Here is a 14,880-nt window from a genome sequence, read left to right on the forward strand (position 1 = left end):
GCCGCGGCTCAGGTACCGGTCAGCCCCCAGCGCTTGCGCAGGGCGTTGTCGGCCGCGTTGAACAGCATGTCGATCAGGATGCCGATCACCAGCACCACGATGATGAACGAGATGACCAGGCTGGACTCGCTGAGGTCGCGGGCCTGCTGCATGCGTACGCCGACGGAGAGCGCGCCCGGCACGATCACCAGCAGCTCGCCGGCCATCAGGCTGCGCCAGGAGAACGCCCAGCCCTGCTTGAGCCCGGAGATGAACGACGGCAGCGACGCCGGCAGGATCAGGTGGCGGTACCGGGCGAAGCCGGTCATGCCCAGCACCTGACCGACCCGCAGCCAGGTCCGCGGCACGTAGTCGATGCCGCTGATCAGGCCGTTCGCCACGGACGGCGCGGCGCCGATGACCACCACGAACATGATCGCGCTCTCGCTGATCTGGAACAGCAGGATGGCCAGCGGGAACCACATGATCGACGGCATCGTCTGCAGGCCGGTGATCAGCGATCCGATCGCGGCCCGCAGCGGCGCGAACCGGGAGACCGCGGCGCCGACCACCGTGCCGATCAGCACGGCGAGCGCGAACCCGGTCACCGCCCGGAGCATGGTCAGCCGTACGCCCTCCCAGAAGTCGCCGGTGGTGACCAGGGTGGCCAGGTCGCCGAACACGGTCGCCGGGCCGGGCAGGACGTACTCCGGTTTCCACTCCGACAGCACCACCAGCTGCCAGGCCGCGATGACGATCCCCACGGCCAGCAGCTTGGGCCAGGTCGCGCGCCAGAGGCGGCGGCCGAGGTCGCGTTCGCGGGCCGGGGAGAGCTCCAGCGCGTCCAGCCCGGAGAGGCGGTCGGCCGCGTCGTCCTTGACGTCAGTGGGCATGGCGGGCGACCTCCGCGCGGAGCCGGTCGGTGATGTCGGCGGCCTGACCGGCCACCTCGGGCGAGTCGATGCGCCGGGGCCGGGCGTGGCCGACCGGGAAGTCCTCGATGACCCGGCCGGGCCGGCTGCTGAGCAGCACCACCCGGTCGCCGAGCCGGACCGCCTCGCGCACGTTGTGCGTGACGAAGACGACGGTCAGCGCCTGCTCGCGCCAGATCCGTTCCAGCTCGTCGTGCAGGATGTCGCGGGTCATCGCGTCCAGCGCGCCGAACGGCTCGTCCATCAGCAGGATGTCGGCGTCCTGGGCGAGCGCCCGGGCCAGCGCCACCCGCTGGCGCATGCCGCCGGAGAGTTCGTGCGGCCGCTTGTCGCCGAACCCGGTGAGCCGCACCACGTCGAGCAGCTCCGCGGCCCGGCGCCGGCGTTCGGCCTTGCCGATCCCGCGCAGCCGCATGGCCAGTTCCACGTTCCCGGACACCGACAGCCACGGGAACAGCGCCGCCTCCTGGAACATCAGCGACACGTGCCGGCCGCCGATGTCCAGCGTGCCGCCGCTGATCTCGTCCAGGCCGGCGACCAGCGACAGCAGCGTGCTCTTGCCGCAGCCGGAGGCGCCGAGCAGACACACGAATTCTCCCTGACGGACGGTCAGGGAGACCTTGTCCAGGGCCAGCAGGGCGTTCGCCCCGGCGCCGTACTGCTTGGAGACACTGTCGAGGCGGACGACGACGTCGGTGTCCTGCCGGACCGGCTTGGTCTCTACCAGGCTCATGTTCACTCCTCGGTCAGGCCCGGCCGGGCGCGTCCGCGCCCGGCCGGGAGACGACATCAGGACGCGGCCGCGTCGCTGACCTCGGGCTTGCCGGCCGCCTTGAGCTGCTCGTTGAGCGGGGCCAGGTCGTAGATGCCCTTCAGGTCGACCGGCTTGAGCAGCCCGACGTCCTGCGCGTGCTGGGCGCTGGCGTAGAGCGACGCCGCGATCGGGTCGTTGGTGAACGTCAGATTCTTGAACGCGGCGTTCAGGATCTCGTCCTTGAGCGGCTTGCCGCTGAGCGCGGCGAGCTGGTCGTTGGCCGCCTTCTTGGCGTCCTCGCCGTTCTTCTCGATGTAGTCGACCGACGCGAGGTGGCCCTGCAGCAGCTTCTTCACCGTGTCCGGGTGCTCCTTGAGGAACTCCTGCTTGACGATCAGGTGGGTGGTGACGAACTGCCCGTTCGGCCACAGCGTCTTCTCGTCGATCAGCAGCTTGCCCTTGGACTCCAGCTGCAGCCGGCTCAGGTGCGGCTCCGGCACCCAGGCACCGTCGATGGCGCCCTGCGCGAACGCCTGCACCGCGGTGGCGTTGTCCTGCGGCAGCACCGAGACGTCGCCGCCGCCCTGCTGGTCGGCGGTGAACCCGTTCTTCTTGAGCCAGTTCCGGAGCGCCACGTCCTGGGTGTTGCCCAGCTGCGGGGTGGCGATCTTCTTGCCCTTGAGGTCGGCCGGGGTGTTGATGCCGTTGCGGACCACCAGGCCGGCGCCGCCCGAGGTGCTGCCCGCGATGATCTTCAGGGCGGTGCCCTTGGAGGTGGCCCAGCCGTTGATCGCCGGGTTCGGTCCGATGTAGGTGGCGTCGATCGCGCCGGAGAACAGCGCCTCGATCGCGGCCGGTCCGGCGTTGAACGTCTTCGGATCCAGCTTGGTGTCGCCGAGCGACTGCTGGAAGAGCCCCTTGTTCACCCCGATCAGGGCGGGCGCGTGGGTGATGTTCGGGAAGTAGCCGAGCCGCAGCGTGGTCCCTCCGCCACCGGCCGAGGCCTCGTCGCCGCCGCCGCAGGCGGACAGGCTGGTGGCGGCCAGGGCGGCGGCCGCGGCGAGAGCAAGCGTACGGATGGTGCGTGAGCTCATGCCCACTCCTATTTCGATCTCGAAGAAACGGCGGAAACAGATAGTTCGGCGAGCGTGGTGCGGTCGACGACGCCCTCGATGGCCGCTTCGACCGCCATCCACACGTCGCCCAGGCCGGTCGCCGCGCCGTGGTAGGTCGCGGTGGTGGTGGGTAGCCCTCGTACCGTGGTCAGCGCTCCGCCGACCGCGCGTACGACGTCGCCCACGGTGATGTCCTGGGCGTCGCGGGCCAGCGCGTACCCGCCGTCCACCCCGCGATGGCTGTGCAACAGCCCGGCGCGGCGCAGATCGAGCAGGATGCCCTGGAGAAAGCTGAGGGGGATGTCCTGGGCCGCCGCGAGTGTGGCGGCCTTGACCAACTGCGGGTGGTCCGCGGCCACGGACAGCATCGCCCGGACCGCGTAGTCGGTGCGTGCCGAGACGTACAAGGGGTCGTCCTCTCGTCACGGGCGGTCGATCAAACTCCGCTTTCCCTATCTGATGCATGGGAATAATGGATGAGGTGGGTTTGCCTCGTCAAGGGTGAACCGCATCGTGGAAGGCGGGGGACGACCGAAAGTGATGGCGTGGTCGCCGTCGGGTCGGCAGGTCAGGCTAGATTCATACCGTGGCGCGCAAAGTGAAGATCCCCGCGACGAAGTACCCGATCGAACGATTCACCCTCGACAACGGCCTGCGGGTGGTCCTGTCACCCGACCGCAGCGCACCGGTGGTCGGTGTGGCGGTCGTCTACGACGTCGGCATCCGGTCCGAGCCGGAGGGCCGCACCGGGTTCGCTCACCTCTTCGAGCACCTCATGTTCCAGGGCTCGGAGAACCTCGAGAAGCTGGCCCACTTCCGGCACGTGCAGGGCGCTGGCGGCACCTTCAACGGGTCCACCCACCTGGACTACACCGACTACTTCGAGGTGCTGCCGACCGGCGGCCTGGAGCGGGCGCTGTTCCTCGAGGCCGACCGCATGCGCGGGCCCCGGCTCACCGAGGAGAACCTGCGCAACCAGGTGGACGTGGTCAAGGAGGAGATCCGGGTCAACGTCCTGAACCGGCCGTACGGCGGCTTCCCCTGGCTGAAGCTGCCCCCGGTGATGTTCTCCACGTTCCCCAACGAGCACGACGGGTACGGCTCCTTCGCCGACCTGGAGAGCGCCACCGTCGACGACGCGCAGGAGTTCTTCCAGCGCTACTACGCCTGCGGCAACGCGGTGCTGTCGGTGGCCGGCGACTTCGACGTGGCGCACGCGACGGCGCTGGTCGAACGGCACTTCGGCGACGTACCGTCCCGCCCGGCGCCGCCGCGACCGGACTTCGACGAGCCCGACCTGACCGGCGAGAAGCGGGACCGGTACACCGACCGGCTCGCGCCGCTGCCCGCGGTGGCCAGCGGCTGGCGGGTGCCCGACCCGATCGGGGACTTCGCCGCCTATCTGCCGTATGTGGTGCTGGCCGAGGTGCTCACCGACGGCGACGCTTCCCGCCTGGTCGAGCGCCTGGTGCAGCGCGACCGCACGGTCACCAGCCTGGGCGGCTACATCGGCTTCATGGGCGACGAATACCTGGTGCGCAACCCGACCGCGCTGCTGCTGCAGGCGCACCTCCCACCCGGCGGCGACCCGGAGAAGGTGCTGCGCACCATCGACGAGGAACTGGACCGGCTGGCCACCGGCGGCCTGCCGGCCGGCGAGCTGGCCCGCACCCAGGCCCGGATGGCGACGCACCTGCTGCGCGACACCGATCCGGTGCTCGGCCGGGCCCTGCCGATGGCCGTCCTGGAACAGCAACGCGGACGCCCGGACCTGCTCAACGACCTGCCCCGGCTGGTCGGCGAGGTGACCGCGGAGCAGATCGTCGCGGCGGCCGCCACTCTGCAACCTTCACGTCGGGCAACTGTCGAGGTCGTACCGGGAGCGGGCCAGTGACCAAGCATTCCCTTCCGGACCTGGTGCCGGACAGCAAGATCAAACTGCCTCGCCAGGCCGAGCGCACGCTGGCCAGTGGCCTGACCGTGCTGGCCATCCGGCGTACCTCGGTGCCGCTGGTCGAGCTGCGGCTGCGGGTGCCGTTCGGACGGGCCCCGCTGCCCCGCGCCACGCTGCTGTCCCAGGCGCTGTTCACCGGCACCGGCACGATGTCCAGCATCGACATCGCCGCCGAGCTGCAGACCGTCGGCGGCGGGCTGTCCGCCGGGCTGGACCCGGACCGGCTGCTGATCACCGGCAACACGCTGGCCGGCGGGCTGGACCGGACGCTGGAGATTCTCGCCGCGGTGCTGACCGACGCCACCTACCCGGCCGAGGAGGTGGCCACCGAGCGGGACCGGCTGGTCGACCACATCCAGGTGGCGCAGAGTCAGCCCGCGCACCTGGCCCGGGTGGCGTTGCTGAAGCGGATGTACGGCCGCCACCCCTACGCGGTGCAGACCCCGGAGCCAGAACAGGTCAAGGGGGTACGCCCGGCCCAGTTGCGGGCCCTGCACGCGGACCGGCTGCGCCCGGACGGCGCGGTGCTGGTGCTGGTCGGCGACGTCAACCCGGAGAAGGCGATCGACGCCGCGGACAAGGCGCTGGGCAGCTGGACCGGCCCGAGCAAGGACGGCAACGTGCCGCCCACGCCGGAACTGGAGCCCGGTCCGCTGCTGCTGGTGGACCGTCCCGGGGCGGTGCAGTCGTCGCTGCGGATGGCGTTGCCCGCGGTGCCCCGTACCCACCCCGACCACGCCGCGCTGCAGCTCGCCAACCTGCTCTTCGGCGGCTACTTCTCGTCCCGCTGGGTGGAGAACATCCGGGAGGACAAGGGCTACACGTACGGCCCGCACACCTCGATCGAGCACTTCCTCGCCGGTTCCGCGCTGGTCGCGTCCGCCGAGGTGGCCACCGAGGTGACCGGCCCGTCGCTGCTCGAGACCATGTACGAGCTGGGCCGCATCGCCAGCCTGCCGCCGGGCGAGGAGGAGCTGGAGCAGGCCCGCCGGTACGCGCTCGGCACCCTGCGCCTGGGCATGTCCACCCAGGGCGGGCTGGCCGGGCTGGCCAGCATGTACGCCAGTTTCGGGCTACGCCTGGACTACCTGCGCGACCACTCGGCCGCGCTGGCGTCGGCGACCCGGGAGCAGGTGGCCGAGGTGGCCGCGCGATACCTGGCCCCGGCCCGGGCGATCACCGTGGTGCTCGGCGACGCGGAGAAGGTGGAGGGGCCGCTGTCCGCCTTGACCGCGCTGGAGCGCGACACCGAGTGAGCCAGGACCAGCAGCGCGACGCCGGGGAGCAGCCGGATGTCGGGGAGCAGCCCGGTGGGCGGCCGGTGGCGCCGCCGCTGGCCCGGACCACGCTGGACCGGGCGGCGCACCACCGGCGCGATGCCGCCTGGCTGGCGTCCGCCTGGGAGCGCGGGCTGGTGCTGGTGGTGGACGTCGCGAAGGGGGGCCGGGCGCTGGTCACCGAGCAACCCGGCGGGGGCGCCGCGCTGGTCCTGGTGCCCGCGACGGACGCGCCCGCCGGGGAACGGCTGTTCCTCGGCCTCGACCTCGACGGCACGCCGTTGTTCACCGTCGACGCGCCGCTGCCGACCGGTCGCGCGGCCCGTGCGGTGACGTTGCGCGAGATCGGGCACCGGCTGGACGACCGGGACGCCGGCATCTTCACGGCGGCGGCCGCGCTGGGGAACTGGCACGCCACCCACGTCTACTCGCCGCGCAGCGGGCAGCCCACCACGGTGATCGAGGGCGGCTGGTCGCGGGTGGATCCGGAGGGGCGGCAGATGTGGCCGCGTACCGATCCCGCCATGATCGTTCTCATCCACGACGGTGTCGCCGGGCCCGCCGGGCGGTGTCTTCTCGGGCACAATTCGGCCTGGCCGGACGGGCCGGACGGAATGCGGCGGTTCTCCTGTCTGGCCGGTTACGTCGAGCCCGGCGAGTCGGCGGAGGCGGCGGTGGCCCGGGAGGTGGCCGAGGAGGTCGGCATCCGGCTCAGCTCGGTGCGGTACGAGGCCAGCCAGTCGTGGCCGTACCCCGGGTCGCTGATGCTCGGCTTCTCCGCGGTCGCCGACCGGGACCAGGAGCTGACGCTGGACCCCGAGGAGATCGACGAGGCGCACTGGTTCAGTCGCCGCGACATTACTCAAATGATTGCCGGCAATTACATTGAGCCACAGAGTGGCATCGCCATGAGCCTCCCTATGCGGTCGTCTATCGCGTTCTATCTGGTTGAGCGTTGGATGGGTGATTTCCCCCGATAACGGAATCACGTCCGTCGAATCAGCGAGAATCTCGGCTATTGCGTGCAACGAATACGGTGACGAGCCACGTCTGCATTGCAGAGACCGAGAGGTGGTTTACACACATGACGCAGGTCATCGCGCCCGCATGGACCCCCATGACGGACGAGGAACGCGCGCAATTCGACCGCGACGGCTTCCTGGTGATTCGAAATGTGCTGAACCAGGACGAGATAGAGCGGGCGCGTACGGCCATTCTCAACTTCCGCGAGAAGGCCGGTGTGACGGGTGCGCTGCATGAGCTTTCCGCGGTTACCGCCTGCCCCGAACTGGCTTTCCTGCTCGACCACCCGGTGGCGTTCCGGTACATCTGGTCGCTGCTCGGCTGGAACGTGCACGTCTACCACTCGCACATCGACGTGCACCCGCAGATCAAGGAGAAGACGCCCGACTGGTGGCACTGGCACCAGGACGGCGGCCGGCAGAACCGTGAGCTGGAGACGGACCCGCGTCCGCGGATGAGCGTCAAGCTGGCGTACTGGCTCTCCGACGTCAGCGAGACCGGCCGGGGCAACTTCACCGTGCTGCCCGGCAGCCACCTGACCAACTGGCTGCCCGGCCCGCCGAGCCGCGGCGTCCCGTGGCCGCAGCCGGAGGGCGCGCTGCAGATCACCGCGAACCCGGGCGACCTGGTGGTGTTCGACCGCCGGATCTGGCACGCCCGGTCGGACAACTACTCGTCGATCACCCGCGTCGGTGCCTTCTTCGGGTACACCTACCGCTGGCTGGCCGGCCGCGACAACGTCGCCGACCTGCCCAACCAGCCCATGTGGGCGGGCCTCAACGACGTGCAGCGCCAGCTCCTCGGCGGCGTCGGCGACGGCGACGGCGATCACCTCTGGGGCCACTACCCGGAGACCACCCCGCTGTACGGCGAACTCAAGCAGCGCGGGCTGCTGGACGCCAGCATCCCGGCTCTGATCCCGTAACGGGCCCGCGACGACCCGCCGGAGCTGCTACTCCGGCGGGCCGAAAGCCGGGCCGCCCGGTACGCCCCCGCACCGGGCGGCCCACTGTGATCGACATCGTCCGGCTCGGGCCGTGATCAGACGGCCTCACAACGGGGGCCGGGCGGTGGCGAGATCAGGCCCGCAGCGCCGCGAGATGTTCCTTGACCTGCTTGATCGAGGGATTGGTCAGGGCCGACCCGTCGTCGAAACGCAGCGTCGGCACGGTCTGGTTGCCGCCGTTGACGCCCATCACGAACTCCGCCGCGGCCGGGTCCCGCTCGATGTCGATCACCTGGTAGCCGATGCCTTCCCGGTCGAGCTGGGACTTCAGGCGGTGGCAGTACCCGCACCAGGACGTCGAGTACATGATCAACATCGGTCACGATCCCTTCGCAGAGGTGGCGTCCGCTGCCGCATACCGCGGAGCCATCCGGGGAAACGTCGTAGGTGGGTGCCATGATTCCCGGTTGTGACAGCGGAACGCGTACTCGCCGGGTTGGACCCCGATCAGCGCAGGGCGGTGACCGCCCCCGCCGGGCCGGTCTGCATCCTCGCCGGGGCCGGCACCGGTAAGACGCGGGCGATCACCCACCGGATCGCGTACCGGTCGCTGACCGGCGAGATCAGCGGCCGGCACGTGCTGGCCGTCACGTTCACCGCCCGCGCCGCCGCCGAGATGCGCGCCCGGCTCACCGCGCTGGGCGCCGCCGGGGTGCAGGCCCGCACGTTCCACGCGGCCGCGCTGCGCCAGGTCCGCTACTTCGCCCCCCGGCTGCTCGAGGGGCGCGGCATGCCGGAGTTGCTGGAGAGCAAGGGCCGGCTCGTGGCGCTCGCCGCCACCCGCGCCGGGGTCCGGGTCGACCGCACCGGCGCGCGGGACCTCGCGGCCGAGATCGAGTGGGCGAAGTCCTCGCTGGCCGAGCCCGGGGAATATGCGGTGGCCGCGGCCAAGGCGCTGCGCGAGCCGCCGATCGAGGCGGCCAAGGTGGCCGAGGTCTTCGCGGCGTACGAGCAGCTCAAGCGCCGGCAAGGCGTGATCGACTTCGAGGACATGCTGCGCGCCGCGGTCTGGGGAATCGAGGAGCACCCGGACGTCGCCGAGCAGATCCGCGCGCAGTACCGGCACTTCGTGGTGGACGAGTACCAGGACGTCAACCCGCTCCAGCAGCGGCTGCTGGACGCCTGGCTGGGCGGCCGGGAGGACGTCACCGTGGTGGGCGACGCGAGTCAGACGATCTACTCGTTCACCGGCGCCACCTCGTCGTACCTGATCGATTTCCCCAAGCAGCGCCGGGACGCCGTGGTGGTCCGGCTGGTCCGTGACTACCGCTCCACCCCGCAGGTGGTCGGCCTGGCCAACGCGGTCATCCGGCAGGCCCGGGGCAGCGAGGCGCGGCTCCGGCTGGAGCTGCAGGGCCAGCGGCCGCCCGGTGCCGAACCGGAGCTGAAGATCTTCGCGGACGAGCCGGCCGAGGCCACGGCGGTCGCGAGACGGTGCCGGGAGCTGATCGCGTCCGGCACGCCGGCCAGCGAGATCGCGGTGCTGTTCCGCACCAACGCGCAGTCCGAGACGTATGAGAAGGCGCTGGCCGAGATCGAGGTGCCGTACGTGGTGCGCGGCGCGGAGCGGTTCTTCGAGCGTTCCGAGGTGCGGCAGGCCATGGTGGCGCTGCGGTCCGCGGTGCGCTCCATCCCGGGCGAGACGCCCCTGGTCGACGCGGTGGTCGAGGCGCTGGCCGCGACCGGCTGGGCACGCGACCAGCCACCGCCGGGCGGGGCCGCCCGGGAGCAGTGGGAGGCGCTCGCGGCGCTGGTCACCCTCGCCGAGGAGTACGCGGCCGCCCCCGAGGTGCTTCCGCTCGGCGAGGCCGGCGCGGTGCAGCGGGACGTCTCGCTGGCCGCGTTCAACGCGGAGCTGGCCCGGCGCGCCGAACAACAGCACGCGCCGACCGTGGCGGGCGTGACGCTGGCGTCGTTGCACTCGGCAAAGGGCCTGGAATGGGACGCGGTGTTCCTGGTCGGTCTCTCCGACGGGACCCTGCCGACCACGTACGCGAAGACGCCGGAGCAGCTCGAGGAGGAGCGGCGGCTGCTCTACGTGGGGGTGACCCGGGCCCGCCAGTGGCTCTGGTTGTCGTACGGCCAGTCGCGTTCCCCGGGCGGCCGGGCCCGCCGGCCGTGCCGGTTCCTGCCGCAGCTGGAGCGCTCCGGCGGGACCGAACGGGCCGGCGCCTCGTCGGTGAGTCGGAAACCCGACCGCAGGCGTTCCCAGGTGTCCTCCTGCCGGATCTGCGGCGCCACCCTGCTCGCCGGTGCGGACCGCAAACTGGGGCGCTGCCCGACCTGCCCGTCCGACCTCGACGAGGACCTCTTCGCCCGCCTCACCGAGTGGCGCCGCCGGGCCGCCGCGGCCCAGAAAGTGCCTGCGTACGTCGTGTTCACCGACGCCACCGTGGTGGCCCTCGCGGAGCGCCGCCCGGACACCCCGGCCGACCTCCTGGCGATCGCCGGCATCGGCCCCCGCAAGCTGGGCCAGTACGGCGAGGCAGTGTTCGCTCTGGTGCGCGGCGCCGACCCAGATGATCTTGTGGCAGAAAACTTTGGAAACTAGTCCCGTAATTCGTTTGCCCTCGCTGTGCGACGAGGCTTAGCCTCAGTGCACACCTAGACGAGCGCGGCTTCGCACCGTGCCCGACCAGGGCAGAAACACCCCGTAGGAACACGAGCGCAAGGCATATGGAGGAGGTGGCACCGATGGAGATCTACACGATTCAGCGACCGTCGCTGCTGCTTGCTGCTGCCTGCGCTCCGTCCGCTCCGAAGCCGTCCACCGTGTCCGTTGCGGTGTTGGCTGCGGAACGGGCTCCGGTTTCGCAGGTGCACCAGGTTTGGACCCAGGCCGAGCTGGGCCTCACCCTGACCGGCGTCGGCGGAAACTACGGGACCACTGGGTTCGTGGGCAGCAACGGCATCTCCGTCAAGCGTATGACGGATGGCGCCAGCGGTGTCCCGCCTCGAGGAAGGCCGGTCTGATCAACAGACCAACCGGCTCACCTCGAGGCCGCGGAACCCGTAACCGGGATCCGCGGCCATATTTTTTGTCGGCTCACCGGCCGGCGCGCACGACCTGTATGGCGATCCAGAAGATCGAGAGAAGAGAGAGGTGACCGGGCTTTATGAGTCTGGCGCTGGCCCCACTCGACGTTTCCGTCGAGCTCGAGGCAAACCTGCCCTGTCGGAAGTTCGACCCGGACCTGTGGTTCTCGGACTCCCCGGCCCAGCTGGAACTGGCGAAGTCGCTCTGCGGGGACTGCCCGCTGCGCGTCGAGTGCCTGGCCGGCGCGGTCGAGCGGAACGAGCCCTGGGGTGTCTGGGGAGGCGAGATCTTTGAGCGCGGTGCCGTTGTTCCGCGCAAGCGGCCGCGGGGCCGTCCCCGCAAGGTCGACGTCGCTCGCGACGCCGAGCTGAAGGTCGAGGTCGAGGAGCGGCTCGCCGCGAACGGTCTCGAGCGCAACGCCGTCCGGCTGGCGGCGTGACATGACCATCACGACCACCACCGCCCCCGTCCACCACCCCGTCCGCGAAACGAGTGCAGCTGTGACCCTGAACGGAGCCCCGAAGGTGAAACTTCTCCAAGAAGCGTTGTCCCGTGCCCGAATGCGTCGGCCTCAGGCCGACCAGACCCCTGAGGCTCACCGATCCGGACGCCGAGTAGCCATGGCCGCGCGTCAGCGCGCCGCACGCGAACTGGGTGGGCGCCCCTTCTGATCGAGTGAGACCGTCAGCAACCAGAGAACGCGAAAGGCCCGTCCGCTCCGGCGGACGGGCCTTCGCCCTGCTCGGACGGCGGTCACGGCACCGGGGCGAAACCCGGCAACCACTTCTCCAGGATCGCGCGGTACGGCGCCTGCGCCTCCAACTGGCACAGCACGCCGATCGAGCCGATCGTGACCCGGTGGATCAGCAGGTACGACGGCGGCAGGTTGAGCTTGCGGCTCAACTGGTAGGCCGGTGACCGCGGATTGGACAGCCGGGTGGCCTCGCCGCGCAGCCAGGCCCGGGTGAAGCGGAACTCCGGCACCGCCACCGGCTCGATCATCGGGCGCAGGAACTCCAGCACACCCTGCGCGTCGATCTCGTCGTCGCGCTTGATGAACCCCTCGTCGCGCAGCCCGTCCGCCACCGCCTCCGCGTCGCCGCTGAGCGCCAGCCGCACCAGGCGGCCGATCGGCTCCGGATGACCGCCCGGCAGCCGGGCCACCGCACCGAAATCGATCACCCCGAGCCGGCCGTCCGCGAGAATCCGGAAGTTTCCGGGGTGCGGGTCGGCGTGCAGCAGGCCGCACCGCTGCGGTGCGGAGAAGTGCAGGGTGGCCATCAGCCGGCCGGCCTCGTCGCGTTCCGCCTCGGTGCCGTCGCTGATCACCTTGGCCAGCGGCGTGCCGTCCACCCACTCGGTGACCAGCACCCGCGGCGCGTCCGCGACCACCCGCGGCACGTAGATGTCCGCGTCGCCGGTGAACGCGGCGGCGAACGTGCGCTGCGCCTCCGCCTCCATGGCGTAGTCGAGTTCCTCGACGATCCGCTCCCGCAGCTCCGCCACCAGCGGCTTGATGTCCATGCCCGGCTGAATGATCTTGAACATGCCGGCCAGCCGGGACAGCTGCTTCAGGTCGGACAGCAGCGCGTCGCCGGCGCCCGGATACTGGATCTTCACGGCCACCGGCAGCGTCTTCGGCCGGGCGCCCTTGCGGGACGGCGGCAGCTTCCACACCGCCTTGTGCACCTGCCCGATGCTGGCCGCGGCGGCCGGGCTGTCGTCGAACTCGGCGAACCTGTCCCGCCAGTCCGCGCCCAGCTGCTCGCTCATCACCTTGTGCACGCTCGCCACCGGCATCGGCGGCGCGGCCTCCTGCAACTTGGTGAGCGCCTGCCGGTACGGTCCCGCCATCTCCTCCGGCATCGCCGCCTCGAGCACGCTCAGGGCCTGCCCGAACTTCATGGCTCCGCCCTTGAGCTGTCCCAGGACACTGAACAGTTGCTCGGCGGTGCGCTGCTGGATGTCGGCGGAAATGACGTCCGTGGCGACGCCGACCGCCCGCTTGCCGAGGCCGAGCGCCGTCCGCCCGGCAAAGCCGAGGGGTAGCGCGGCAAGCCTGGCGGTCCGGGAGGCCGCACGACGCGGTATGTCGCTCACCAGATCATTGTGACCGACGCCGGGCGGTTCAACCTCCCCGGTTGTGTCATCTGCGCCGCACCCGGCCCGGAAGTCCCGTTCACCGCCGGCAGCCGCAGTCCGGATGCGGCGTCCAGCTGCGCCTGCGGAACCGCCCCGGCGCGGCGATCTCCACGGCCGCCCCGACCGTCTCCGGACGCCCGCCGTCCAGGTATGTCAGCGCCTCCGCGGTCGCGTACCCGGTGGCGGTGAGCAGCGTGGCGACCGGGCACGGTTCGGCGGTCCCGGTCGCCGGCCGGTCCGCCGGCTCCGGGCGGCCGGCGTCACGCTCCCGGCGGTGCAACTCGACGCAGCGCAGGCACGGGGCGCCGGCGGGCGGCACGCACGGCCCGACCACCGCGACGCCGTCCCGGACCGACACGGCGAGGTGAGGCTGGCGCCGGCTCAGATGCGCGGCGGCGACCAGGGCGGTGGGCTGGGCGTACCCGAGTTGGATCAGCAGGGCGGCGGCGCCGCGGCGTACCGGACGGGTCTCGACGCCCGGCACCCTGCGGCGCAGGGCCGACGCGACGGCCTCGCTCCGCGGTGTGCCGACATCGGTGCCGCGGAGCGGGCCGCCGGGGAGTTCGGCCAGGGCGACCGGGCCGGGCAGATCGGGATGGACGTGACCGACGCCGGCCTCGGCCAGGGCGACCGCGATGGCGGCACCGAGCCGGCCGTGCCCGGTGACGACCACGCGGGCGGCCAGGCGCCGGCGCAGCGTCGCGGCCGGCGACCGCCCGCCCGGACCACCGGCTCTGGCCGCACCGGCATCCTTCGCTCTTCCGCTCGGGGCCCGATCCTCCGGACAGCCGGGCGGCCGGGGGACGGTGGCTCGCTGCAACGCCAGGGCAGCCGCCTCGCCGGTCAGCCGGTGACGGGCGTCCTCGGTCAGGAACGCCGGCCACAGCGCGGGTGCCGGCAGCACCAACCTGGCCGCGTGCAGTGCGTCGAGCAGAGCCCGGGCGTCGGCCGGGGCGATGCCGTCCGCCGTGGCCCGGCGCAGTACGACGCGCTCGGGCCGGGAGCCGTCGAGCAGATCGAGGATCCGCGCCGCTCGCGGGTCCGGCAGATCGACCAGGACGGCGCGCGGCGGATCGAGGCCGAGCTGCAGGGTGTGGGGGTCGCGCCAGAGGCGCGGCAGGCCGGGAATCAGGGTGGGCCGGGGTACGGCGGACCGACTCATACATCACAGCGTGTCATCACCGCGATGCGAAGCGAGACGGTTGTCCACAGGCGTGACAGCCTGTCCACCGACTTATCCACAAGTTATCCACAGCGACGATACTGGCTCTACTTACTCAACGTGGTGATGTGGATACTGGTTACGACTCGCAGGGGTGAAACGGGACAGGGGCGGCCGGTTCGGCCGCCCCTGTCCCGGTCAGGCAACTCAGGCCTTGGCCTTGCCCAGGATCCGGTTGACGGTGGTGCCGCAGACCGGGCACTTGCCCTTGGCCATGTTCATGCCGGTCTTCGAGACCTCCACGTTGCCCTGGAAGTCACGCTTCTCCTTGCACTTGACGCAGTAGCCGTTGTACGTGTTGTCGGCCACGGTTCCTCCTCGTTCATGTTGTCGGCCGGGTCGACCCGGTGCCCTCCCCGCGGCGACAGGCCGCGACCTGTTGGCGCTGGACCGCTCCGCGACCACGTGCATGTGGCCACCCGCTCGGGGCGGTCACTAC

At 71.2% G+C, this 14,880-nt stretch carries 15 protein-coding genes; 7 read left to right on the forward strand and 8 right to left on the reverse strand.

Annotated features, from left to right (window positions below; all coding sequences use genetic code 11):
• Nucleotides 1-8 precede the first annotated feature (8 nt).
• The 4 genes from LDL48_RS10845 to LDL48_RS10860 are packed head-to-tail and all read right to left on the reverse strand — an operon-like array spanning nucleotide 9 to nucleotide 3,187.
• Nucleotides 9-872, reverse strand: coding sequence for an ABC transporter permease (locus tag LDL48_RS10845; RefSeq protein WP_225254919.1), 864 nt, complete (start codon nucleotides 870-872; stop codon nucleotides 9-11).
• Nucleotides 862-1,644: an ABC transporter ATP-binding protein gene (locus tag LDL48_RS10850; protein WP_225254920.1), complete on the reverse strand. Its 783-nt coding sequence runs from the start codon at nucleotides 1,642-1,644 to the stop codon at nucleotides 862-864. The genes LDL48_RS10845 and LDL48_RS10850 overlap by 11 nt, the downstream gene beginning before the upstream one ends.
• A gap of 56 nt (nucleotides 1,645-1,700) precedes the next feature.
• The gene (locus tag LDL48_RS10855; protein ID WP_225254921.1) at nucleotides 1,701-2,759 is read right to left on the reverse strand and encodes an ABC transporter substrate-binding protein; all 1,059 of its coding nucleotides are present in this window, start codon (nucleotides 2,757-2,759) and stop codon (nucleotides 1,701-1,703) included.
• Nucleotides 2,760-2,767: 8 nt separating this feature from the next.
• Entirely contained in the window at nucleotides 2,768-3,187 is a 420-nt protein-coding gene (locus tag LDL48_RS10860; protein WP_225254922.1) for an RrF2 family transcriptional regulator, read from the reverse strand.
• A 179-nt stretch (nucleotides 3,188-3,366) separates the two neighbouring features.
• Here LDL48_RS10860 and LDL48_RS10865 point away from each other — a divergent pair, with 179 nt between their 5' ends.
• The 4 genes from LDL48_RS10865 to LDL48_RS10880 all read left to right on the forward strand — a co-directional run bounded on the left by LDL48_RS10865 (nucleotide 3,367) and on the right by LDL48_RS10880 (nucleotide 7,959).
• Entirely contained in the window at nucleotides 3,367-4,674 is a 1,308-nt protein-coding gene (locus LDL48_RS10865) for a M16 family metallopeptidase (RefSeq protein ID WP_225254923.1), read from the forward strand.
• The gene (locus tag LDL48_RS10870) at nucleotides 4,671-5,990 is read left to right on the forward strand and encodes a M16 family metallopeptidase (protein WP_225254924.1); all 1,320 of its coding nucleotides are present in this window, start codon (nucleotides 4,671-4,673) and stop codon (nucleotides 5,988-5,990) included. Before LDL48_RS10865 ends, LDL48_RS10870 begins: the two co-directional genes overlap by 4 nt.
• Nucleotides 5,991-6,055: 65 nt before the next feature.
• Nucleotides 6,056-6,991: an NAD(+) diphosphatase gene (gene nudC / locus LDL48_RS10875; RefSeq protein WP_225255095.1), complete on the forward strand. Its 936-nt coding sequence runs from the start codon at nucleotides 6,056-6,058 to the stop codon at nucleotides 6,989-6,991.
• 104 nt (nucleotides 6,992-7,095) lie between these two features.
• Nucleotides 7,096-7,959, forward strand: a complete 864-nt coding sequence (locus LDL48_RS10880; RefSeq protein ID WP_225254925.1) for a phytanoyl-CoA dioxygenase family protein — start codon at nucleotides 7,096-7,098, stop codon at nucleotides 7,957-7,959.
• Nucleotides 7,960-8,113: 154 nt separating this feature from the next.
• Here LDL48_RS10880 and LDL48_RS10885 read toward each other — a convergent pair whose 3' ends face one another.
• Nucleotides 8,114-8,356: a mycoredoxin gene (locus LDL48_RS10885; protein ID WP_225254926.1), complete on the reverse strand. Its 243-nt coding sequence runs from the start codon at nucleotides 8,354-8,356 to the stop codon at nucleotides 8,114-8,116.
• Nucleotides 8,357-8,449: 93 nt separating this feature from the next.
• Between LDL48_RS10885 and LDL48_RS10890 the strand changes: the two genes are divergently transcribed.
• The 3 genes from LDL48_RS10890 (at nucleotide 8,450) to LDL48_RS10900 (ending at nucleotide 11,516) form a co-directional block, all read left to right on the forward strand.
• On the forward strand, nucleotides 8,450-10,591 hold the full coding sequence (locus tag LDL48_RS10890; RefSeq protein ID WP_225254927.1) for an ATP-dependent DNA helicase UvrD2: 2,142 nt from the start codon (nucleotides 8,450-8,452) through the stop codon (nucleotides 10,589-10,591).
• A 143-nt stretch (nucleotides 10,592-10,734) separates the two neighbouring features.
• Nucleotides 10,735-11,013: a hypothetical protein gene (locus LDL48_RS10895; protein ID WP_225254928.1), complete on the forward strand. Its 279-nt coding sequence runs from the start codon at nucleotides 10,735-10,737 to the stop codon at nucleotides 11,011-11,013.
• A gap of 143 nt (nucleotides 11,014-11,156) precedes the next feature.
• The gene (locus LDL48_RS10900; protein ID WP_225254929.1) at nucleotides 11,157-11,516 is read left to right on the forward strand and encodes a WhiB family transcriptional regulator; all 360 of its coding nucleotides are present in this window, start codon (nucleotides 11,157-11,159) and stop codon (nucleotides 11,514-11,516) included.
• A 314-nt stretch (nucleotides 11,517-11,830) separates the two neighbouring features.
• Here LDL48_RS10900 and LDL48_RS10905 read toward each other — a convergent pair whose 3' ends face one another.
• The 3 genes from LDL48_RS10905 to LDL48_RS10915 form a co-directional block, all read right to left on the reverse strand.
• Nucleotides 11,831-13,177 carry an ABC1 kinase family protein gene (locus LDL48_RS10905; protein WP_225254930.1) on the reverse strand — a complete coding sequence of 449 codons (1,347 nt, stop codon included), beginning with the start codon at nucleotides 13,175-13,177 and terminating at the stop codon, nucleotides 11,831-11,833.
• Between the two features lie 79 nt (nucleotides 13,178-13,256).
• Nucleotides 13,257-14,381 carry a ThiF family adenylyltransferase gene (locus LDL48_RS10910; protein ID WP_225254931.1) on the reverse strand — a complete coding sequence of 375 codons (1,125 nt, stop codon included), beginning with the start codon at nucleotides 14,379-14,381 and terminating at the stop codon, nucleotides 13,257-13,259.
• Between the two features lie 207 nt (nucleotides 14,382-14,588).
• On the reverse strand, nucleotides 14,589-14,750 hold the full coding sequence (locus tag LDL48_RS10915; RefSeq protein WP_225254932.1) for a DUF5679 domain-containing protein: 162 nt from the start codon (nucleotides 14,748-14,750) through the stop codon (nucleotides 14,589-14,591).
• Nucleotides 14,751-14,880: the final 130 nt, after the last annotated feature.

It is taken from the genome of Jidongwangia harbinensis (genome assembly GCF_020216025.1).
Lineage (GTDB): Bacteria > Actinomycetota > Actinomycetes > Mycobacteriales > Micromonosporaceae > Actinoplanes > Actinoplanes harbinensis.